The organism is Nocardia terrae (assembly GCF_009760405.1).
Lineage (GTDB): Bacteria > Actinomycetota > Actinomycetes > Mycobacteriales > Mycobacteriaceae > Nocardia > Nocardia terrae.
Window position 1 is genome coordinate 580,725 of record NZ_WRPP01000001.1, and the last position, 20,108, is coordinate 600,832.

A 20,108-nucleotide genomic window follows, 5' to 3' on the forward strand; every position below is an offset into this window, starting at 1 on the left:
CATTGGCGAAGAGCTTCATTTGATAGGAATTCGTCTACTCTGGATCGAGTGGATCCCCTGAGCAGACTGTTGGGCGGTATTCGTGCCGAGGGTTCGGTGTTGACGCACGCCGTCATGCCCGCGCCCTGGACCATCCGGTTCGCCGATCGCGCCCCGCTCACCATGATCACCGTCATGCGTGGCGGCGGCATCCTGCTGCTGCCGGAGGGGCAACCGCGAACGCTCGGGGCCGGTGATACCGCGCTGGTGCGCGAACCGGACGAATTCCGTTTCGTCTCCGGCGATTTCGCTGCCGATCCGGACGATCACCGCGCCGCACTACCCACCGAGTACGAGATCTCCTGCTTCACAGGCGATTCCGAGTGCACGGCCGAGGAGTTGACCGGTATCCATTGGGGCAGTGAGGCCGACGCCACGGCGCTACTGGTCGGCGCCTACCGCACCTCTTCGCGTCGCCACGACCGCCTGCTGCGCGCGCTGCCGCCGGTCCTGGTCATCCACGAGAACATGGACACCTGCGCCTGGTTCGAGTCGGCCGCCGCCTCGGCCGTGGATCAGAGCGCGGGCTCCCAGGCCATGATGGACCGCCTCCTGGACTGGAGCCTGGTCTGCACCCTGCGCACCTGGTTCGAGCAGGCAGGCCCCGACGCCCCGACGTGGTTCCGCGGCCTTTCCGACCCGATCGTGGCCCCCGCCCTGCACGCCATCGACACCACCCTCGGAGCCCCGTGGACGGTGGCCTCCCTCGCCGCCGAATCCCAGGTCTCCCGAGCCCTTTTCGCCAAGCGCTTCGCCGCAGTCATGGGTCAACCACCCCTGACCTACCTCACCGCCGCCCGCATGGACGAGGCCGAGGAACTCCTCACCGACACCGACCTCACCGTCGCCCAGATCGCCAAATCCGTAGGCTACGCAGACCCTTTCGGCTTCTCCGCCGCCTTCAAACGCCACCGCGGCCTTAGCCCCACCGCCTACCGCACCGCCGCCGCCTAACCACCCCCGCCTTCCGCCGAGTGGCACATCTTGGAGCGGTTTTGTCTGATTAGTCCTGAAAAATGTTCCACTCGACGACCAAGGTGGGCGTGTCCGGGATGGAATTGGGCGTGTCGGACATCTTCGGCGGGAGGTCAACGCGGCCGAGCCTCGAGGAGACTGGAAGCTGAGCCCGGGCTGTCGGGCCTGCCAGCCCCTCTCCGGTATCCAGGCGTTCGCGACCGGTGGCGGCTGGAAAATGCCGAGAATTCACGAACCCAGCCCGCCCACTCCTCGTCCAGGCGGTCAGGGGCGGCGGAGGCGGGCGGCGCGGATGGTGAGGTAGTCGCGTTCGGGGAGGCTGGTGGTCAGGCGGGCGGCGGCGGTGTAGGCGGTGATGGCTTCCTCGGTGTCGCCGGCCATTTCGTAGAGGTGGCCGCGGACGGCGTCCAGGCGGTGGTTGCCGGCCAGCGCTTCGGTGAGAGTGTCGGTGAGGTCCAGGCCCGCCTGGGGGCCGTGGACCATGGCCAGGGCGACCGCGCGGTTGAGGGTGACCATGGGGTTGGGGGACTGGCGTTCCAAGGCGTTGTAGAGCAACAGGATTCGGGGCCAGTCGGTGTGTTCGGGGCTGAGGGCCTGGGCGTGCAGGGCGGCGATGGCGGCCTGGATCTGGTACTGGCCGATGAGGCCGCTGCGAACCGACGCGGTCGCCAGGCGCACGCCCTCGATGATCATCTCGCGGTCCCAGAGGCTGCGATCCTGCTCCTCGAGGGGGATCAGCTCACCGCCGGCACCGGTCCGTGCCGCACGGCGGGAATCGGTGAGCAGGAGCAGGGCCAGCAGGCCGGTGACCTCGGGATTGTCGGGGAGTGCGCGAAACAGGCTGCGGGCCAGGCGGATCGCCTCGCTCGACAGGTCGACCCGGTGTAATCGCTCGCCGCCGCTGGTGTGGCCCTCGGTGTAGATCAGGTAGAGCACCCGCAACACGTTGTCGAGCCGCTCGTTCCACTCTCCATGCTGCCCGTTGGACTCCGCGGGCATGGCGAAGGGACGCTGCTCGGCGGCCAGGCGCTTCTTCGCCCGCGTGATCCGTTGCGCCATGGTGCGTTCCGGTAGCAGGAACGCCCGCGCGATCTCCTCTGTGGTGAGCCCGCCGACCGCGCGCAGCGTCAAGGCGATCGCGCTCGCGGGCGACAATGCGGGATGGCAGCACAGAAAGAACAACGTCAACGTGTCATCCCGCTCCTCGGCATGCGCGTCGCCCGGCCGCATCCCCACACCGAACGCGTTGGGCGGCACCAAATCCGGCCGCCCGGAGCCGCCCCGGCCGGTGGCCTGTGCCGAGCCGGTGGTGGATGCTGGGCCGGTGGCGGAGTTCGAATCGTCGGCCAGGTCCGTCAGGCCGGGGAGGTCTCCATCCGTCAGGGCGGCGATCACCGCGTCGGCCGGGTCGGGGGTGGCGGCGGACAGTCGTTCCGGGTCGCGGATCGCGTTGGTGGCCTCGCGGTTTCGGCGGGCGGATTCGGCGCGGATGGCGTCGATCAGGCGGCGCTGGCCGACCGAGATGAGCCAGGCGCGGGGATTGCCGGGCAGGCCGTCGGCGGGCCATTGGGTGGCGGCGGCGAGCAGAGCCTCCTGGAGGGCGTCCTCGGCGGCGTCGAAATCGCCGTAGCGGCGGACCAGTGCGCCGAGGACCTGCGGCGCGAGGTCGCGGAGCAGGTCCTCGAGGGCGGGGTCGGTTCTCACAGGTCGGTGGAGGGGGCGCTCATGATGGGACGCACTTCGATGTACTCGCCGATCGGCTTGCCGCCGGGACCCGGGGCGGCCGACGCCTTGGCGGCGATCTCGACGGCACGTTCGGGGGAGTCGACGTCGACGATCCAGTACCCGGCCAGGAATTCCTTGGTTTCGGGGAAGGGCCCGTCGGTGACCACCGGCGCCGAGCGGCCGTCGGACATGACGATGCGGGCCTGGCCCGGGTCCGCGAGGCCCTGGGCGTCGACCAGCTCGCCGGACTTGGCCAGTTCCTCGCCGAGGGTGCGCTGGAAGTCGATGTGCGCCTGGATCTCCTCGGGCTCCCACTCGCCGAGGAAGGTGTCGCAGTAGGCGGCGGGGCTGTAGGTCTTGATGAGGATGTACTTCACGGTCGGCTCCTTCGTCGGTGGGCGCCCCGGGTGGCGCTCTCGTTCGGGAGTCGGAGCCGCGCACGCCGCTGCGACGTACTTGTCACTCCGTCTCGCGTGACGGTGATCACAGGTTGTCGGGGTCGACGGCCTCGCCGCCGAGGATCAGCTGTTTGATCTTGTCTCCTACATCCCACACGTTCACGTTCATTCCGGCCAGTACTCGATTGCCCGAGTCCAGCCAGTAGGCCACGAACTCGCGCTTGCCGAGATCGCCGGACACCACCACGCGGGCCTGCTGCTTGGGCCCGACGTAGCCCGTGTACTCCATCCCGAGGTCGTATTGATCGGTGAAGAAGTACGGCAGCCGGTCGTACACGGCCGGTTTCCCGAGCATGGTCAACGCCGCCACCGCGGGCTGGTTGAGCGCGTTCGCCCAGTGCTCCACCCGGATTCGCTGCCCGAGCACCGGATGCTGCTGGTCGGCGATGTCCCCGACCGCGACGATGTCCGGATCGCTGGTGGCCAGGCTCTCGTCGACCAGGACGCCGCCGTCCACGGCCAGCCCGGCATCGGCGGCCAGCTCGATATTGGGGCGCGCGCCCACCGCCACCAGCACCGCGTCCGCCTCGATCCGGGTGCCGTCGTCCAGGCGCACGCCGGTGGCGTGGCCGTCGGCGGTGGTGATCTCGCCGACCTTCACGCCGAGGCGCAGATCCACGCCGTGGTCGCGGTGCAGCTGCGCGAACACCTCGCCCATCTCCGGGCCCAGCGCCGCCGACAACGGCACCGATTCGGCTTCCAGCACAGTCACTTCCACGCCCGCGGCGCGCGCGGCCGCCGTCACCTCGAGTCCGATCCAGCCCGCGCCGATGACGGCCAGCCGTCGCGCGGTGCCGAACAGGGCCAGCAGGGCGTCGGAGTCCTCGATGGTGCGCAGCACGTGCACGCCCGCCGCGTCCGCGCCGGGCAGGCGCAGCAGCCGCGGCCGCGAGCCGGTGGCCAGCGCGAGCTTGTCGTAGGGCAGGGTCGTACCGTCCGGCAGCGCAACGGTTTTGGTGGCGCGATCCACGGCGGTGACGGTGGTTCCGGGCATCACCTCGACATGGTGGTCGCGGTACCACTGGGCCGGATCCACCGTGAAGTCGACCAGCGCCTTCTTCCCGAGCAGATGCTCCTTGGACAGCGGCGGCCGCTCGTAGGGCAGGTGGTCCTCCGCGCTGACGAGCGTCACCGTCCCGTCGAAGTCGTTGGCCCGCAAGGCTTCCGCGAGCTTGGCCGCGGCCAGCCCCCCTCCTGCGATGACGAACCTGGATGTGGTCATGCCGAAACCTCCCTGCTTGCGCGGTCGGGTAGCCGTCGACTGGTCCGATATTTCGACACTAGCCCCGGGTGGAGTGGGCGGCGCGGAAATATCGGCAACAATCCGGGTTGTTGCGCATGGAGTACGGCCCTCGTGTGCTCGTGAGAGAGTGCTGCCCCCGGCCGGCCGAAGACTGCGAAAGGACTTCTAGTGAGCGACACCAAAAAGGACCGGGTCGATTTCTGGTTCGACCCGCTGTGCCCGTGGTGCTGGATCACCTCCCGCTGGATCCTCGAGGTCGAGCAGGTACGCGATATCGAGACGCACTTCCATGTGATGAGCCTGTCGGTCCTCAACGAGGGCCGCGAGGGACTGCCCCCGCAGTACGAGGAACTGCTCGCGACCGGTTGGGGCCCGGTGCGGGTCGCCATCGCCGCGGCCGCCGAGCACGGTGACAAGGTGCTGCTGCCGCTCTACACCGCCATGGGCACCCGCCTGCACAACCGTCGCGCCGAGTACGAGCGCGAGGACGGTTCGCGCGCCGAGCTGCTCACGCAGATCATCGCCGAGTCGCTGGCCGAGGTGGGTCTGCCCGCCGACCTGGCCGCGGCCGCCAACGGCACCGATTTCGACGAGGCGCTGCGGGCCTCGCACCACGCCGGTATGGACAAGGTCGGCCCGGATGTCGGCACGCCGACCATCCACATCAACGATGTCGCCTTCTTCGGCCCGGTGCTGTCGCGGATCCCGCGCGGTGAGGAGGCGGGCAAGGTGTGGGACGGCGCGGTCGCGCTGGCCTCCTACCCGCACTTCTTCGAGCTCAAGCGGACTCGCACCGAGGACCCCGCCTTCGACTGAGCCATGGTCGAAACGAGTCGGGCGGGGCCGCGATGCACGGACCCCGCCCGACTCGTCGGTGCGTGAGAACTCAGTTCGGGCCGCGGTATTCGTGATAGCCCGGGGTGGACCCGTAGCCGGGCGGCGGGGTGCCGTAGCCGGCGGGCGGGAGGTAACCGCCGTAGGGCGGCATGGTGACCGGAGGCTGCGGGGGCGCGGACGGCCGCAGGAACATCTTGCCGTGGCGGCTGCGGTCGCGCAGCGCCCACATGCGCCAGGTCAGCACCGGGTGGCTGGCCATGGCGTTCACGATCCAGATGAAGAAGCCCTTCTCCTGGGCCGCGCGGTCGGCCATTTCGTCGAAGCCGACCAGGTTGTTCAGGTACTTGCCGCCGGCCAGCGTCTGCATGGCCTGGGGTGCGCCGTGCGGGCGGTTGCAGAAGCCGTGATTGTCGGCGGTGTACTCCTGGGCGCGGATCAGCGACGTGCCCAGGATCGGGACATACGACCCCGCGAACATGCCGAGCTGCCGCCAATACGACACGTGCCCGGCCGCGATGTGGCCGACCTCGTGGCCGATGATGAACGCCAGCGCGTCGGGATTGCGTGCCGCGCCGCCGATTTCGAACAGGTCGCTGTAGACCACCACGAAACGGCGGAAGCCGTGACCGGAGGCGAAGGCGTTGATCTGGCCGTTGCCCAGCACCACGTAGGCGTCGGGCACCTTCTTCATGCCGAAGCGGGCGGCGGCCTCCACCACCATCCGGTATCCCTCGGGGAACTGGGTGGGCGACATCTTCACGCCGTTGACCCGCTGGGTGGCGTAGGTCATGCCTCGGATCAGGTAGACCACGAGCGGCGCGAACACCAGGATCAGGGTCAGCTGGCCGGCATTGCCGGTGAGCAGGAGCAGCAGCGCGAACAGGTAGGCGATCACCGTGATGATCACGACGATCACCAGCAGCGGGATCTCCCAGCTGTGGCGCGCGGGCATCCCGTACGGGGACAGGCCGCGGGTCTGCTGCACCACCGGCGGCGCGGGCGGCGAAAACGGTTGCTGCGGACCCCAACCCGGCGGGCCCAGCCGCGGGTCCCAACCGTTCGTGCCGTTGATGAGTGTGGAGGTCGAATAGCTTCCGGTGGGTGGCTGCCCTAGGCCGCCAGCGGTTTGCCCCCCGTAGGCGTTCGGCGTTTGCGATCCTTCGTCGGACGTCATGCCTGGATAGTACTTTTCGCCGGTGAGAACCCCCTGTGACCCGGGCGCGGGCGCCCTGACACAATCGCTGCCATGCGCGTATACCTGGGTGCCGACCATGCCGGCTTCGAACTGAAGAACCACGTCAAGGCTCACCTGGAGGGCCAGGGCCACGAGGTCGTCGACTGCGGCGCGCTGGAATACGACGCCCTCGACGACTACCCGGCCTTCTGCATCGAGGCCGCCCGCCGCGTGGTCGCCGACCCGGGTTCGCTGGGCTTCGTGTTCGGCGGTTCCGGCAACGGCGAGCAGATCGCCGCCAACAAGGTCCCCGGCGCGCGCTGCGCCCTCGGCTGGAGCGTGGAGACCGCGCAGCTCGCCCGCCAGCACAACAACGCGCAGCTGCTCGGCATCGGCGGCCGCATGCACACCACCGAGCTGGCCCTCGAGATCGTCGACGCCTTCGTGACCACCCCCTGGTCCGACGAGGAGCGCCACCAGCGCCGCATCGACATCCTCGCCGAGTACGAGAAGACCGGCGTCCCCCCGGCCCTCCCGAACTGACCTGTGCCCGAAGGCCATACGCTGCACCGCCTGGCGAAGCTGCACCACAAGCGCTTCGCCGGCGGTCAGGTTTTCGTCTCCAGCCCGCAGGGCCGCTTCGCCGACGGTGCGGCCCTGATCCACGGCCGCACCCTCACCCGCGCCGAAGCCTGGGGCAAACACCTGCTCCACCACTATGATTCGGGCGTCACCCTGCACGTCCACCTGGGCCTGTACGGCACGTTCCGCGAATCGCCCGTGCCCATGGACGATCCCGTCGGCGAGGTCCGCATGCGCCTGATCGGCGGCGGCCGCACCGGCGAACTGCACGGCACCGACCTGCGCGGCCCCGCCGCCTGCGAAATCCTCCTCGACCCCGAAGTCGCGGCCCTCACCGCCCGCCTCGGCCCCGACCCCCTGCGCCGCGACGCCGAACCGGACCGCGCCTGGGACCGAATCCGCCGCTCCCAGCGCTCGATCGGCGCACTCCTCATGGACCAGAAGATCCTCGCCGGGGTCGGGAACGTCTACCGCGCGGAAGTCCTCTTCCGCCACGGCATCTCACCCGACCGTCCCGGCACCCAGCTCGCTTACGAAGAGTGGCAAGCGATCTGGGCCGACCTGGTCGACCTCATGAAGGTCGGCGTCCGCCGCGGCAAGATCGTGGTCGTGCGCCCCGAAGACGACCACGGCGCACCGGCCTACGCCAAGGACAAGCCTCGCACCTACGTCTACCGCCGAGCCGGCGACCCCTGCCGCCTGTGCGGCACCACAGTCCTGCACTCGGTCCTCGACGCCCGAAACCTGTTCTGGTGCCCCAGCTGTCAGCCTCGCTGACTCCTCGCGGGGTCGGTTCCGCTCAGTCCGATGTGCTCGGTACGGCGGTTGTGCCGGTGCGGGTCGGTGCCGTCGCCAGGATGCAGAGGGCGAGGGCGGCCAGTCCTTCGACGACGTGGACGATATTGCCGAAGGTATCGACGGCCATCATGTGCAGTACCGGTCCGTGGCCTGCGAAACCAAGGGTGGCTACGAGCAGGTAGAACGGCCCGCACAGCAGGGTGTAGGTGTAGGCGCGGGAGCGTGCCGGGGCGAGGGCCAGGCCGGCGAGGCCGGTGAGCAGGTGGAACAGGGCGTGCCAGCCGTTGACGGTGACGGGGATGAAGCCGAGGAACTGGATGGTGCACGACCGCATGGATGAGCCGAAGGCCATGTCGGGGTAGATGCCGAAGGCGACGATGCCGTTGGCGGTGAACCACGCGCCGAGCACGAAAACCCAGAACTGCAAGGGGGTTTCGAGGACGGCGTTGACGTAGCGCAGCGCCTGGGTGCGGAACTTGTCGAAGTACATGTCGTGCCTTCTGCGTATGCCGTCCACGGGTGCGCAGTGCTGCGCCCGCCCTTCTAGGCCGGGTGTCCTAGGGTTGGTGGGAGTATGTTTTAGGACGACTGTCTTAGTCAAGTGGTTGTGGCGAATTCCGTGTACGGCCTGCGGAATCGTGGGGGTGAAGCTAAATTGGTCGCACGTCCGGGCGATCTCTGGTGGGCATGGGCTCCCATTGATCCGAGAGGGGGGACTCGTGCCGGACCGGATGATGTTCGTGTTGTGGTTCGGAGGTCCGTCGGTACTCGCCGGGGCGGAATTTCCTTGTGCTCGAACATGAATCACACGAGAGCAGCATTTCCATGCGATACACCATCCTTGCCACCGCTTGCCTCAGCCTCGCGCTCGCGCTCGCCGGGCCCGCCGCCGGGCTCGAGCGGCGGCCTGCCGAGCGCCCTCGGCGGCAGCGTCCTCTCCGGCTTCTTCGGCGCCTTGACCAGCGGCTCGAGCCAAGGATCGAGCCACTAGGGCAACGGCTTTCGCGGAGCTAGGAGCGCGACAATCGCAGCTGGAGCAGCCGTCCCAGGGCAACCAGGAGCAGTGCGACGGTGGCGATGATGTAGACGTCGCCCGCGAGGTGTTGCCACCAGGCCCAATTGAGCTCACGGTGTTTGCCGTTGGGGACGAGGCCGGGGCCGATCAGGAAGAACAGGGCGAAGGCGGCGATCGTCGCGTAGGGGGCGAAGCGCGGATTCGCGGTGGTCCAGGCGATGGCGGTGACCAGGGCCGGGGCGACCCAGACCCAGTGGTGGGTCCAGGACACCGGCGAAATCAGCAGCAGGACCGCGGCGTTCACGAGCAACGCGGTGACGGACAGGACGGTCACGGGGGTCGGGGCGCCGCTGTCGGTGCGCGCGGCCTCGGTGCGGACCAGGTGGTTCATCAGCACCGCGCCCGCGCACACGACGACCAGGGCGAGTCCGAGCCAGACCGCGGTGGTCGCCGACTGCGGGACGCCGACCCGGAAGACCATCCCCTTGAGCGACTGATTGCCGACATAGTCGGGGGAGCCGATGCGGTTGGTGTCGACGATGGCGTGCAGCCAGTAGTCGCGCGATTCCCGTGGGAAGAGCAGGAATCCGGCGCCGATCACGCCGGCGGCGGTGGCGGCCGACGTCCCCGCGGCCTTCCAGTCGCGGCGGATCAGGAAGTACAGCACGAATGCCGCCGGGGTCAGCTTGGTCACCGCGGCGACGCCGATGAGCAATCCGCGCGGCCAGCGGGGCTTCTCGGTCAGGCAGTCGAGCGCGACCGCGGCCATCAGCACCAGGTTGATCTGCCCGAACCACAGGGTGGTGCGCACGGGCTCGATGGCCAGGGCCACCACGACCGCGGCCATGCTCAGCGTCGACTTGGTGCCGGCGTCCAGATCGGGTCGCACCCGCGACAGCACCAGCCACAGCGTCACCCCGAGGCAGGCCAGTGAGCTTGCGGTGACCAGGAATTCCGCCAGCCACAACGGCATGATCGCCAGCGGGATCATCAGGACCGCGGCCGACGGGGGATAGGTGAACGGCAGGTCGGTGTGACCCGCCACCGGCAGGGTGGGGCCGTAGAGCGTGCCGTGCTCGAGCCACCCGCGGGTGTCGACGCGATAAACCTGCAGATCGAGGAAGCCGTGCAGCGCCGAGAAGAGCACCGTGATCGCCAGCGCGAGCAGCAGTCCGATCAAGATCGGAATGCGGGGCAGGCCGCCGCGGCCCTCTGTCTTCAGGTTCCGCAGCAAGTTTCGTTGCCCCGACCGCGTCGTGATCATCAGGGAGACACTAACCCTTTCGGCTTTCGCGCAAGTTGTCCGGATTGTATTGGGAGAGTGGTTAATCGACGGCAAATCCGTCCGGCGCCACCCGGCCGCCCCACTGGGCCACCCGGCCTCCCGGACGAGCGAACCAGGTCGCGTAGAAGGCGAAGGCCACGGCCACCAGCGAGCCCAGGACCAGGAACCCGGCCGGGATCGGATACTCCGCCATGGTCTCGGCCAGGAACCGATAGGACAGCAACAACCCGGCGAGCACCGCCGCGCCGAGCGACACGATACGGACCCGATACAGGTCCCAGCCTCGGTCGGGATCGCGCAGCGCCGATTCCACCGTCAGGCACAGCACCGCGCCGGCCACCAGATCGCTGCCGTAGTGATACCCGAAACCCAGCGTCGCGAGCAGCGTGCACACCAGCCAGAACGCTCCGGCCCAGCGCAGCCAGCGCGGACCGGTACGGGAATGGATGAAGAGCGCTGTCGCCCAGGCGGTGTGCATCGAGGGCATGCAGTTGCGGGCGGTCACCGAGTCGAACAGCATGGGCTGCGGGTCCGAGGTGAAGGCGGGCCAGAGCTGCGGCCAGTCCCCGATCTCCAGCCCGTGGCCCAGCGGCCCGTAGGCGAATACGGGACCGACCACGGGGAACAGCACGTACCCGAGCGGTCCGATCACCCCGAGCACCAGGAACGTGCGCACCAGATGGTGGCGCGGCCACCCGTCGGTGGTCACCCGCCGCAGCTGCCAGACCGCGACCACCACCGCCGCGACCGGCAACTGGATGTAGACCACGTGCAGCACATGCGACGGCACCGGACCCAGCGCGTCGAGCAATCGCCCGACCAGCCACGCCGGTTCACCCAGCGCCCGGTCGGCCAGCTGCACATATTGATCGAGCACCCGCGGTCCCGCGATGATGCTGACCATGAGCCAGGTGTCGGCCAGCTTCGAGGCCATGACCAACAGCGCGCCGAAGCCGATGGCGTGCAAGGCCGTCCGCCGCCGCTCGCCCTGCCACCGCAGGACCGCGATGGTGAGGCCCGTCAGCGCGAGGGTCGGCCCGGTTCCGATCGACACATGCCATCCGCACGCCGCCTGCAAGGCCAGCGTGAGCAGATCCAGCACTCCCGCCGCAACCAGGCTGATGACCCGGAACCGTGTCGGCACACCGATGCACGCGAGTCCCAATCCGGCCCAGGACACCGCCGCCGACTGTGGATTCGCGAAGTAGTCGTCGACGAGACTGCGTAGCGGACCGAGCACCCCGTGGAGCGAGGCCCACGCCTGCGCGGCGGCCAGCAATGCGACCGCCACCGCTACCCCGGCGATCGGTAGCGCCCGTGCGCGCACCCGCTCGTCGGACAGTGACGAGCTGGATACGTTCACCTCGTGGTTGACCAGCACTGTAAATCGATAACACAGTGCAAACGGAGGCACAACATCCGGTTACCGATCGGGTGTGATCATCTGCATGGAAGGTTAAATTCAGAGCCGATCGCTATGGTTGGCGATTCGGTAGCCGATCAGGCCACTCCACCGTTCACGCGCAGGATCTGACCGTTCACCCACGACGAGTCCGGCCGCAGGAGGTGGGCCACCGTGGCGGCTATCTCATCGTTCGCCCCGAGCCGGCCCGGGGGGTGACTGGGCGGTGAACCGCCGCAGATCTTCCTCGGTCTTGCCGTCGCGGAACATCGGGGAGTCGATCAGCCCGGGCGCGACCGCGTTCACGCGGATCCTCCGCGGACCGAATTCCTTCGCCGCGACCCGGGTCAGGGTTTCGACCCCGCTCTTCGCAGCCAGGTAAACGCCGAGGCATGGGGTCGCGGTCCGCGTCGCGGTGGACGACGGGTTGACGATGGCCCTACCCTCGGCCAGCCGTCGCGCCGCCGCCGACATCACGGCGGCCACCGGCATGTCCGGAACGGACTGCGGGGTGCTGTCCCGCCTGGCCGATCTCGACGACGGCGGCCTGCGGCAACAGGCCCTCACCGACTCCATGGGCCTCGACAAGGGGGGCAATGTCGCATCAGCTGACCCGGATGCAGACTCGCGGGCTGATCCACCGCGAGCGGGTCCCCGGGGGTATCGACATCGTGCTGACCGACTCGGGCGCAGCGGCTTTGCGCGCGCTGCGGCCCGTGCACGCCGCGGCGGTGCGACGAAACCTCCTCGACCGGCTCGCCCCCCCGGGGATCGAATCGCCTTGCGACGCATAGCCGCCGCGCTGACCGATGCCGCCGCGCCGACCGAATGACGGGCGAGGCGACATCGGATTCGGGATCCGGGCGAATTTCGAGCACTGAATCACACCGTGTTCGCACCGGATATCCCCGTGTCGGCGTCCCTTGATCCCGTCGGTGCTGGTCCGGCGCGAAACCATCGGTGGCCGAAGGCTGTCCAGGGACAAATGTCCCACAAGATGTTGTGTGCCAGAACGGTTTTCGACACAATATGGTGTTTTCTGTGAGCGCCATTGATGCAGTCGATTCCGTGACCGAGTACCTCGAACGCCGCGACTGGCGGGTCAATGCCAATGCGAATCAGGGCTATTCGCTGGGCGGACTGATCCTCAACGCCGCGGGCAAGATCACCGCCAACTACTGGCTGGACCGCGTGTATCCCGAGGCGATCGGCCGCGCCCACCGCGACGGCGACATCCACATCCACGACCTGGACATGCTCTCGGGCTACTGCGCGGGCTGGTCGCTGCGCAGCCTGCTCACCGAGGGCTTCAACGGCGTGCCCGGCCAGATCTCCTCGGCCCCACCGCAGCACTTCTCGGCCGCGTGCGGGCAGGTCGTCAACTTCCTGGGCACCCTCCAGAACGAGTGGGCCGGAGCGCAGGCGTTCAGCTCCTTCGACACCTACATGGCCCCCTTCGTGCGCAAGGACTGCCTGACCTATCGCGAAGTGCGCCAGGGCATGCAGGAGTTGATCCACAACCTGAACGTGCCGTCGCGCTGGGGCACCCAGACCCCGTTCACCAACCTCACCTTCGACTGGACCTGCCCCGCGGACCTGCGCGACGAGACCCCGGTGATCGGCGGCGTCGCCATGGACTTCCGCTACGGCGATCTGCAGGCCGAGATGGATCTCATCAACCGCGCCTACATCGAGGTGATGGCCGAGGGCGACGCCGACGGTCGCGTCTTCACCTTCCCCATCCCGACCTACAACATCACCCGCGACTTCCCGTGGGACAGCGACAACGCGCTGCGCCTGTTCGCCATGACCGCCAAGTACGGCCTGCCCTACTTCCAGAACTTCCTGAACTCCGATCGCGAGCCGCACCACATCCGCTCCATGTGCTGCCGTTTGCAACTGGACTTGACCGAATTGCTCGCGCGCGGCAACGGCCTGTTCGGCAGCGCGGAGCAGACCGGATCCATCGGGGTGGTCACCGTGAACTGCGCGAGACTCGGATTCCGTTGCGCCGGAGACGAGAACGCGCTGTTCGCCGCGCTGGACGCGCTGCTGGAGCTGGCCTGCGAGAGCCTCGAGATCAAGCGCGAGACCGTGCAACGACTCATGGACGAGGGTCTGTTCCCTTACACCCGGCGCTATCTGGGCTCGCTGGACAATCACTTCTCGACCATCGGCGTGAACGGCGTCAACGAGATGATCCGCAATTTCACCGGCGGCGCGTCCGACATCACGGGGCCGGACGGGCACGCCATGGCGGTGCGGCTGCTCGATCACGTGCGGGCGCGGATGGTCGAATTCCAGCAGCGCACGGGGCATTTGTTCAATCTGGAGGCCACGCCCGCCGAGGGCGCCACCTACCGGTTCGCCAAGGAGGACCGCGCCCGGTTCCCCGGCATCCGGCAGGCGGGGACGGAATCCAATCCGTACTACACGAATTCGACGCAGCTGCCCGTCGGCTGGACCGACGACCCCTTCGAGGCGCTGGAGCGTCAGGACGAGCTGCAGGTCAAATACACCGGCGGCACCGTGCTGCACCTGTACATGTCCGAGCGGATCACGACCGCCGAGGCGTGCCGCGCGCTGGTCCGCCGGTCGCTGGAACGCTTCTCGCTGCCGTATCTGACGGTGACTCCGACCTTCTCGATCTGCCCCGGCCACGGCTACCTCGCGGGCGCGCAAACAGCCTGCCCCACCTGCGGTTCGGAGTGCGAGGTGTGGACCCGCGTGATGGGCTATCACCGCCCGGTGTCCTCGTTCAACATCGGCAAGCGCGGCGAGCACGCCGAGCGGGTGCCCTTCCTCGAACCGGCCGGGGTGCCGGCGTGATCCGCCTGGGCGGCTGGTCGCGGCTGTCCACCTGCGACTGGCCCGGCAAGCTGGTCACCACCCTGTTCACCCAGGGATGCCCGTGGCGCTGTGGCTATTGCCACAATCCGGAGCTGCTCCCGCCGCGCACGCCGCCCGCGCTGGACTGGAATGTGGTGCGCGTGCACCTGTTCCGCCGCCGCGAGCTGCTCGACGGCGTCGTCTTCTCCGGCGGCGAGCCGCTGCTGCAGTCCGGCCTGGTCGAGGCGCTGCGCGAGGTGCGCGCCATGGGGTACGCGACCGGCCTGCACACCGCGGGCGCCTACCCCCGCCGCCTGGAACAGCTGCTGTCCGCGGATCTGCTGGACTGGGTCGGCTTCGACGTGAAGGCCCCGCCCGCCCGCTACGACGACGTCACCGCCACCCCCGGCAGCCTGCGTCCCGCCGCCCGCAGCCTGCGCGCCCTGCTCGACTCCGGTGTCGCGCACCAACTCCGCACCACCATCGACCCGGACCAACTCGGCCCCCGCGACCTGGCGGACCTGGACCGATGGCTGCACGACCTGGGCGCCGGACCGACCCTCCGCCAACCGGTCCGCCACTTGTCCACCGGCGCCCGTTAACGCCCCCGGCGACTTCCCACGATCTTGAACCGGTGGGGGACGCGAGCTTCCCCGCGTTCCCCACCACCCCGGACACACGAAACCCCCGGCCCGCAATGCATTCGGGCCGGGGGTTCGGTTTCTGCTGGTCGACCGGTGCGGTCGTGATCTCGAAAGCTGGTCGGGGTGACAGGATTTGAACCTGCGACCCTCCGCTCCCAAAGCGGATGCGCTACCAAGCTGCGCTACACCCCGTTACGACCCGAACGGGCCTAGAGCGGGTGACGGGAATCGAACCCGCACCATCAGCTTGGAAGGCTGAGGTTCTACCATTGAACTACACCCGCAGTCACCGCATCCGTGGATGCCGCGTGCGTTGAGCACTGTACCGAACCTCACTCCCGGAATGCCAATCAGGGCCCGTACCCGCACGTCGCGGCCGGTAGGGCCGGGCGCACGGCGAGTCGCGGGAAACATGCCGAAATCGGGTGTAACACCGGCGCGACCGTAGCGATGACACTTCCGTCGCCATTCGCGTGACGCCGGGAACCTGTTCTGAATCAGGGGTTTTCGATGTCGGGTGGCTTGCTAGGATCCTTTTTGTCCGGACGGGGGTATCGGAAAGGGGGCGGTGAGCATGCACCACAGGTGTGGCCGACCGCGTAGTAGTGAGTTCGATCCGAAGGGCGTGACCGGCGCGGCCGCAGGTCCCGACATCAATCACGTCGGGTGAGCGCAGATGCCCATCCGACTCGACACGCGAACCTCCGCCGTTGTGGCGGTCACCATCCGGGAATGGGTGCGATCGGTGCACCCGGGCGCGGGCAGCTCCGCGCTGGGGCACTCGCCCGCCGTTCCCTCCGATGAACTCGAGCGCATCTTCGGCCGGGTCATCGACGAACTGCTCGAATTGGCCGGGTCCGAACCGTTTCCGGTGCAGGCCGCCCGCCGCATCGGCCGCAGCCTGGCCGAGACCCCGTTCGACCGCACCCGCATGCTCGCGCCGGCCAGCCGCGCGCTGCTCGGGCTGTCGCCGGGGCTGCGCGGCTCGCTGATCGCGACCCGCTGGTCGTTCATCGCCAGCCAGGCCATCGACGCCTATGCCGAGGCGCTGCAGCAGCGGGCCCTCGCCCAGCAGGAACGCAGCCTCTCCGAGGCGGTGTCGGTGCGGGTGCAGGAGATCGCGGCCCTGCAGACGCGGCTGCGGCACGAGGCCACCCACGATGTGCTGACCGATCTGGCCAATCGCTCGCTGCTGCAGGAACGCGTGCGGGTGATGTCCACCGATCCGGCGCGCGGCGTGGGGCTGCTGCTCATCGACCTCGACGACTTCAAGCAGATCAACGACGGCTACGGCCACACGGTCGGCGACGAGGTGCTGGTCACCATCGCCCAGCGGCTGCGCGCCACCTGCCCGGCCGAATCGGTGATCGCGCGCTACGGCGGCGACGAGTTCGTGGTCGCGCTGCCCGCGCGCCGCAACAGCCTCGGTGAGCTGGCCATGCGGGTGCTGGCCGCGCTGTGCGAGCCCGTGCACACGGCCGCGGGACCGGTCCCGGCCTCGGCGAGTGTCGGCACCGCCTTCTGCCCGCCCGGGCGCGACTGCGACTTCTCGGATCTGCTGCGCAGCGCCGACCGGGCCATGTACTCGGCGAAAACCGCCGGCAAACGACAGTTCGCGGTGTCGGAGCTGGACGAAGAGGAGGTTGAACCAGGTCGCCGTGTGGATCGATTTGCCGCGGTGGCCGGATAGTGCCGTTCTGCGCTCGGCTGATCATTCAGCTCACAGCGAGTAGCAACTGTTTGGCGAATATTGCTGCGTAGGCTGGGACGCATGGCTACGGTCGTCGTTCTGCTCATTGTCATGGTGGTCGTCCTGCTGGGCGTGGTGGCGGTCAATCGTGCTCAGCGCACCCGGTCGAACACTCAGCTCGAGGACGCCAAGGCCGATGCGCGCCGGGTGATCGAACGCCTCGGCGGGCAGGTGTACAACCTCGGCGGCACCGATGCCGCGTCCAAGCAGGCGCTGGCCGACGCGGGGGAGCGGTTCAACGCCGCGGGCTCGCAGATCGAGCAGGCCACCACCCCGGCGCAGGCCCGGCTGGCGAAGGAGACCGCGCTCGAGGGGCTCTACTACGTGAGCGCCGCGCGGGCCGCCATGGGGATGGATCCGGGGCCGGCGGTTCCCGAACTCGACGGGCAGCGCAGCGCCGGGCGGGTGACCGAGGATCGGGCCATCGACTTCGACGGACGCCGGGTCGAAGCCTCGCCGACACCCTCGGCGGCCACCCCGAACTACTACCCCGGTGGGCGGGTCGCGGGTCGTCCCGTTCCGGCCGGTTGGTACTCCGAACCCTGGTGGAAGACCGCCCTGGTCGCCGGTGCCTGGGGCGTCGGCTCGGCTGTGCTGTTCAATGCCCTCTTCAGCGGCATGTCCGGTGTCGGCTACGACTCCGCCGCCTTCGAAAACGGTTACGGCGACGGCTATCAGGCCGGATTGGACGCGGCCGACGGCGGCTACGACGGCGCGGGCTACGACCAATCCGGTTACGACCAAGGCGGTTACGACCAAGGTGGTTACGACCCCGGCTACGATCAGGGCGGCTACGATCCGGGCGCGGACCTGGGCGGTCAGGACTTCGGCGACTACGGAAACTTCGGCGGCTTCGACGGATTCGACAGCGACTTCTGATAGCCGAAGAACTCCATCGCCAGGTCCACGACCCGCTCCGGCTGCTCGGTGGCGGGAAAGTGACCGACATCCTCGAAGACCTCGACGCGGACATCGGCTGCCGATGAGCCGAATTCGCGAGTGGCCGAGACCGGCAACAGCGGATCCCGGTCGCCCACCAGGATCAGCGTCGGAACCCTGAGCCGAGACCAGCGGTACTGGCCTGCCAGCAGGAGCGGTATCTCGTGGGTGAGGAGATTGCGGTAGTAGCCGACGGTCGCGTCGACGCGTGCGGGTTCCTCGAACTGGGCCAGGAAGATGGCCCGGTCCTCCGGTGTCATGGCCGCCGACCGGTAGGTCCAATTGCGTAGCGCCCATTCCGGAATGGCGCGCGCCGCGAGCAGCGGGCCCGCGGCATTGGCCGCGATGTGCCAGAGGCGGACGCCGTCGGCCAGGACCCGCGGTGTCGGCCGCAGGAACGGGCTGGCCGTATTGATGGCGATGTAGTGCCGCATACGCTCCGGAAAGCGCAGGGCCAGAAGATATCCCGTCAGGCCGCCCCAATCGTGGCCGATGGCGCGGAACTCGTCGACGCCCAATCGGTCGAGCAGGCCCGCGATGTCGTCGGCCATGACGCCGGGCCGGTAGCCGGTCTTCGGGGCGTCGGTCCAGCCGAGGCCGCGCAGATCCGGGCAGATGACCCGGAAGCGTTGCGCCAGTGGGCCGATCATGTGCCGCCACTGCCACCAGTGCTGCGGCCAGCCGTGCAACAGCACCAGCGGCTCGCCGTCACCGGCCAGCGCGACGTGGGTGCGCAACCCGCCGACGTCGAGGAAGCGGTGCTCGACGTCGGCGAGGTAGGGCAGCTCTCGCGCCATCAGTGGGGGCTTTCGGTGGCGGTCGCGGCGAGGAAGCTCGAGATCGCGGCGGTCAGCTGGGCGGGCTGGTCCTCGGGGGAGAAGGTGCGCGAGTCGTGGATCCATTCGATGCGGGCGTTGGGGAAGTCGGCCGCGAGTCGTTCGGCGTAGCGGTCCGGGAAGAAGCGGTCGCCCGCCGACCAGGCCAGCAGCACGGGCTGCTTGAAATCGGCGTAGGTCTTCGCGGCCTCGAGCAGGTACTTGGGGTCGAGACCACCGATGACGCGACGGGTGTCCTCGCGAATTGCCTTGGTGCTCACCGGCAGCGCGTAGGAATCGCTGGCCGCCGGTTCGATCGGGCGGCGGGTCAGCCAGCCGTAGGCGATGGGCAGGCGACGGGTCGCTCGCGGGCGCAGGCTCAGCGCCATGGCGGTCAGCGCCCCCGGGGTGCGGGCGGCGAGGCCGACGTAGTTGAAGAACGGCGGCGGGAAGTTCTCGTAGGCGTCGCAGGAGGTCAGGATGAGGCGGGCGACCAGATCCGGGCGGGCGGCGACGACCAGCTGGCTCACCGCGCCGCCGGAATCGTTGCCCACCAACGTGACCGGGCCCAGGCCGAGTTTCTCGATGGCTCCGATGACCAGCTGGGCCAGCCCGGGTGCGGACAGGTCGGCGTCGGGCATAGCGGTGGTGTGTGAGCCGAACGGCAGATCGATTGCCACGCAGCGGTATTCGCGGGACAGCGACGGGATGATCTTGCGCCAGAGGTTGGCGTTGACCAGCAATCCGTGCACGAAGACGATGGGATCGCCGCTGCCGCTGTCGAAGACGGTCAGAGTGCCTTGCGGCAGTGTGATGTCGCGCCGGGTGCCGACAGCGGGATCGCGCCAGGCGGCGGGGGATTCGGGGCTGATGGTGTTCGTCATCTTGGTGACTCCCTTGTGGAGTTAGAGACGGTGAAGAGGATTCCAAATTAACAAACAGGCTGCCTGTTTTCAATGGTTGCGCGATACGATCCACCCACCGAGCCAGGAAAGGTGCCGATGATCAGGCAAGCCGAACGATCCGAGTCGACCCGCGCGACCTTGATCGCCGCCGCGCGCGAGCTCTTCGCCGAACGCGGTTACGCGGCCGTCGGCACCCCCGAGATCGTGGAGCGCGCGGGCAGCTCCCGCGGCGCGCTGTATCACCAGTTCAAGGACAAGAAGGACCTGTTCCGCGCGGTCTACGAACAGGTGCAGCAGGAGATCCTGCAACAGGTCGGCGAAACCATGGCCGCGGCGCCGCCCACCGACCCGCTGGGCATGCTCGAGGCGGGCCTGCACAACTTCCTGCTCTCCTGCGTGGACACCGAACGCGTCCGCATCGCGCTCATCGACGCCCCCTCGGTCCTCGGCTGGCAGGAATGGCGCGAGGTCGACGAGAAGTACGGCCTCGGCCTGGTCGTCGCGGGCCTCGAAGGCGGCATCCAGGCCGGTGTCCTGCGCGCCGACCTCGACATCCGCCCCCTGTCCCTGATCATCCTCTCCGCCCTCGGCGAGGCCGCCATGTTCATCGCCAACTCCGACGACCCCGAAACCGCGCGAGCCCAAACCGAACCCGCGGTCCTGGCCTTGATCAACGGTCTACGGGCCTGAACA

At 68.6% G+C, this 20,108-nt stretch carries 18 protein-coding genes, 2 tRNA genes and 1 pseudogene; 9 read left to right on the top strand and 12 right to left on the bottom strand.

The window, feature by feature from the left end; genetic code table 11:
• Positions 1-48 precede the first annotated feature (48 nt).
• Positions 49-993 (top strand): AraC family transcriptional regulator, encoded by a 945-nt coding sequence (locus GPX89_RS02540; protein WP_328601436.1) that lies wholly within the window; start codon positions 49-51, stop codon positions 991-993.
• A gap of 285 nt (positions 994-1,278) precedes the next feature.
• On the opposite strand, the gene GPX89_RS02545 is transcribed toward GPX89_RS02540, so the two are convergent.
• From GPX89_RS02545 to GPX89_RS02560, 3 genes are all read right to left on the bottom strand, one after another.
• Positions 1,279-2,718: an RNA polymerase sigma factor gene (locus tag GPX89_RS02545; protein WP_328601437.1), complete on the bottom strand. Its 1,440-nt coding sequence runs from the start codon at positions 2,716-2,718 to the stop codon at positions 1,279-1,281.
• Positions 2,715-3,116: a YciI family protein gene (locus GPX89_RS02555; protein WP_328601438.1), complete on the bottom strand. Its 402-nt coding sequence runs from the start codon at positions 3,114-3,116 to the stop codon at positions 2,715-2,717. The genes GPX89_RS02545 and GPX89_RS02555 overlap by 4 nt, the downstream gene beginning before the upstream one ends.
• 106 nt (positions 3,117-3,222) lie before the next feature.
• Complete coding sequence (locus tag GPX89_RS02560) at positions 3,223-4,419, bottom strand: NAD(P)/FAD-dependent oxidoreductase (RefSeq protein WP_157354870.1); 1,197 nt, start codon at positions 4,417-4,419, stop codon at positions 3,223-3,225.
• A 189-nt stretch (positions 4,420-4,608) separates the two neighbouring features.
• Here GPX89_RS02560 and GPX89_RS02565 point away from each other — a divergent pair, with 189 nt between their 5' ends.
• A complete protein-coding gene (locus GPX89_RS02565; protein WP_328601439.1) occupies positions 4,609-5,256 on the top strand; it encodes a mycothiol-dependent nitroreductase Rv2466c family protein in 648 nt (215 codons plus the stop codon).
• Positions 5,257-5,326: 70 nt separating this feature from the next.
• Here GPX89_RS02565 and GPX89_RS02570 read toward each other — a convergent pair whose 3' ends face one another.
• On the bottom strand, positions 5,327-6,244 hold the full coding sequence (locus GPX89_RS02570) for a M48 family metallopeptidase (protein ID WP_407939352.1): 918 nt from the start codon (positions 6,242-6,244) through the stop codon (positions 5,327-5,329).
• A 279-nt stretch (positions 6,245-6,523) separates the two neighbouring features.
• Between GPX89_RS02570 and GPX89_RS02575 the strand changes: the two genes are divergently transcribed.
• A complete protein-coding gene (locus GPX89_RS02575) occupies positions 6,524-6,994 on the top strand; it encodes a ribose-5-phosphate isomerase (protein ID WP_157354871.1) in 471 nt (156 codons plus the stop codon).
• Positions 6,995-6,997: 3 nt separating this feature from the next.
• Positions 6,998-7,810, top strand: coding sequence for an Fpg/Nei family DNA glycosylase (locus tag GPX89_RS02580; protein WP_328601440.1), 813 nt, complete (start codon positions 6,998-7,000; stop codon positions 7,808-7,810).
• A gap of 22 nt (positions 7,811-7,832) precedes the next feature.
• Here GPX89_RS02580 and GPX89_RS02585 read toward each other — a convergent pair whose 3' ends face one another.
• From GPX89_RS02585 to GPX89_RS46180, 4 genes and pseudogenes are all read right to left on the bottom strand, one after another.
• Positions 7,833-8,321 (bottom strand): DUF4383 domain-containing protein, encoded by a 489-nt coding sequence (locus GPX89_RS02585; RefSeq protein ID WP_157354872.1) that lies wholly within the window; start codon positions 8,319-8,321, stop codon positions 7,833-7,835.
• 520 nt (positions 8,322-8,841) lie between these two features.
• Positions 8,842-10,110 carry a glycosyltransferase 87 family protein gene (locus GPX89_RS02590; RefSeq protein ID WP_235946636.1) on the bottom strand — a complete coding sequence of 423 codons (1,269 nt, stop codon included), beginning with the start codon at positions 10,108-10,110 and terminating at the stop codon, positions 8,842-8,844.
• A 61-nt stretch (positions 10,111-10,171) separates the two neighbouring features.
• A complete protein-coding gene (locus GPX89_RS02595) occupies positions 10,172-11,473 on the bottom strand; it encodes a phosphatase PAP2 family protein (RefSeq protein ID WP_157386946.1) in 1,302 nt (433 codons plus the stop codon).
• Between the two features lie 158 nt (positions 11,474-11,631).
• Positions 11,632-12,325 (bottom strand): annotated as a pseudogene (locus GPX89_RS46180) (SDR family oxidoreductase).
• A gap of 237 nt (positions 12,326-12,562) precedes the next feature.
• Between GPX89_RS46180 and GPX89_RS02615 the strand changes: the two are divergent.
• Entirely contained in the window at positions 12,563-14,362 is a 1,800-nt protein-coding gene (locus tag GPX89_RS02615; protein ID WP_157354875.1) for a ribonucleoside triphosphate reductase, read from the top strand.
• Positions 14,359-14,964: an anaerobic ribonucleoside-triphosphate reductase activating protein gene (locus tag GPX89_RS02620; RefSeq protein WP_198347234.1), complete on the top strand. Its 606-nt coding sequence runs from the start codon at positions 14,359-14,361 to the stop codon at positions 14,962-14,964. The genes GPX89_RS02615 and GPX89_RS02620 overlap by 4 nt, the downstream gene beginning before the upstream one ends.
• A gap of 157 nt (positions 14,965-15,121) precedes the next feature.
• On the opposite strand, the gene GPX89_RS02625 is transcribed toward GPX89_RS02620, so the two are convergent.
• Both GPX89_RS02625 and GPX89_RS02630 read right to left on the bottom strand, forming a co-directional pair.
• Positions 15,122-15,198, bottom strand: a tRNA-Pro gene (locus GPX89_RS02625).
• 21 nt (positions 15,199-15,219) lie between these two features.
• Positions 15,220-15,290: transfer RNA gene (locus tag GPX89_RS02630), tRNA-Gly, on the bottom strand.
• Between the two features lie 392 nt (positions 15,291-15,682).
• Between GPX89_RS02630 and GPX89_RS02635 the strand changes: the two genes are divergently transcribed.
• Together GPX89_RS02635 and GPX89_RS02640 are read left to right on the top strand one after the other, a co-directional pair.
• Positions 15,683-16,696: a GGDEF domain-containing protein gene (locus GPX89_RS02635; RefSeq protein ID WP_157354876.1), complete on the top strand. Its 1,014-nt coding sequence runs from the start codon at positions 15,683-15,685 to the stop codon at positions 16,694-16,696.
• Positions 16,697-16,777: 81 nt separating this feature from the next.
• The gene (locus tag GPX89_RS02640; RefSeq protein ID WP_157354877.1) at positions 16,778-17,635 is read left to right on the top strand and encodes a coiled-coil domain-containing protein; all 858 of its coding nucleotides are present in this window, start codon (positions 16,778-16,780) and stop codon (positions 17,633-17,635) included.
• On the opposite strand, the gene GPX89_RS02645 is transcribed toward GPX89_RS02640, so the two are convergent.
• Both GPX89_RS02645 and GPX89_RS02650 read right to left on the bottom strand, forming a co-directional pair.
• Positions 17,590-18,492, bottom strand: coding sequence for an alpha/beta fold hydrolase (locus GPX89_RS02645; RefSeq protein WP_157354878.1), 903 nt, complete (start codon positions 18,490-18,492; stop codon positions 17,590-17,592). The genes GPX89_RS02640 and GPX89_RS02645 overlap by 46 nt on opposite strands.
• Positions 18,492-19,394 carry an alpha/beta fold hydrolase gene (locus tag GPX89_RS02650; protein WP_157354879.1) on the bottom strand — a complete coding sequence of 301 codons (903 nt, stop codon included), beginning with the start codon at positions 19,392-19,394 and terminating at the stop codon, positions 18,492-18,494. Before GPX89_RS02650 ends, GPX89_RS02645 begins: the two co-directional genes overlap by 1 nt.
• A 117-nt stretch (positions 19,395-19,511) precedes the next feature.
• Here GPX89_RS02650 and GPX89_RS02655 point away from each other — a divergent pair, with 117 nt between their 5' ends.
• Entirely contained in the window at positions 19,512-20,105 is a 594-nt protein-coding gene (locus GPX89_RS02655; RefSeq protein ID WP_157354880.1) for a TetR/AcrR family transcriptional regulator, read from the top strand.
• The last annotated feature ends 3 nt before the right edge of the window (positions 20,106-20,108 follow it).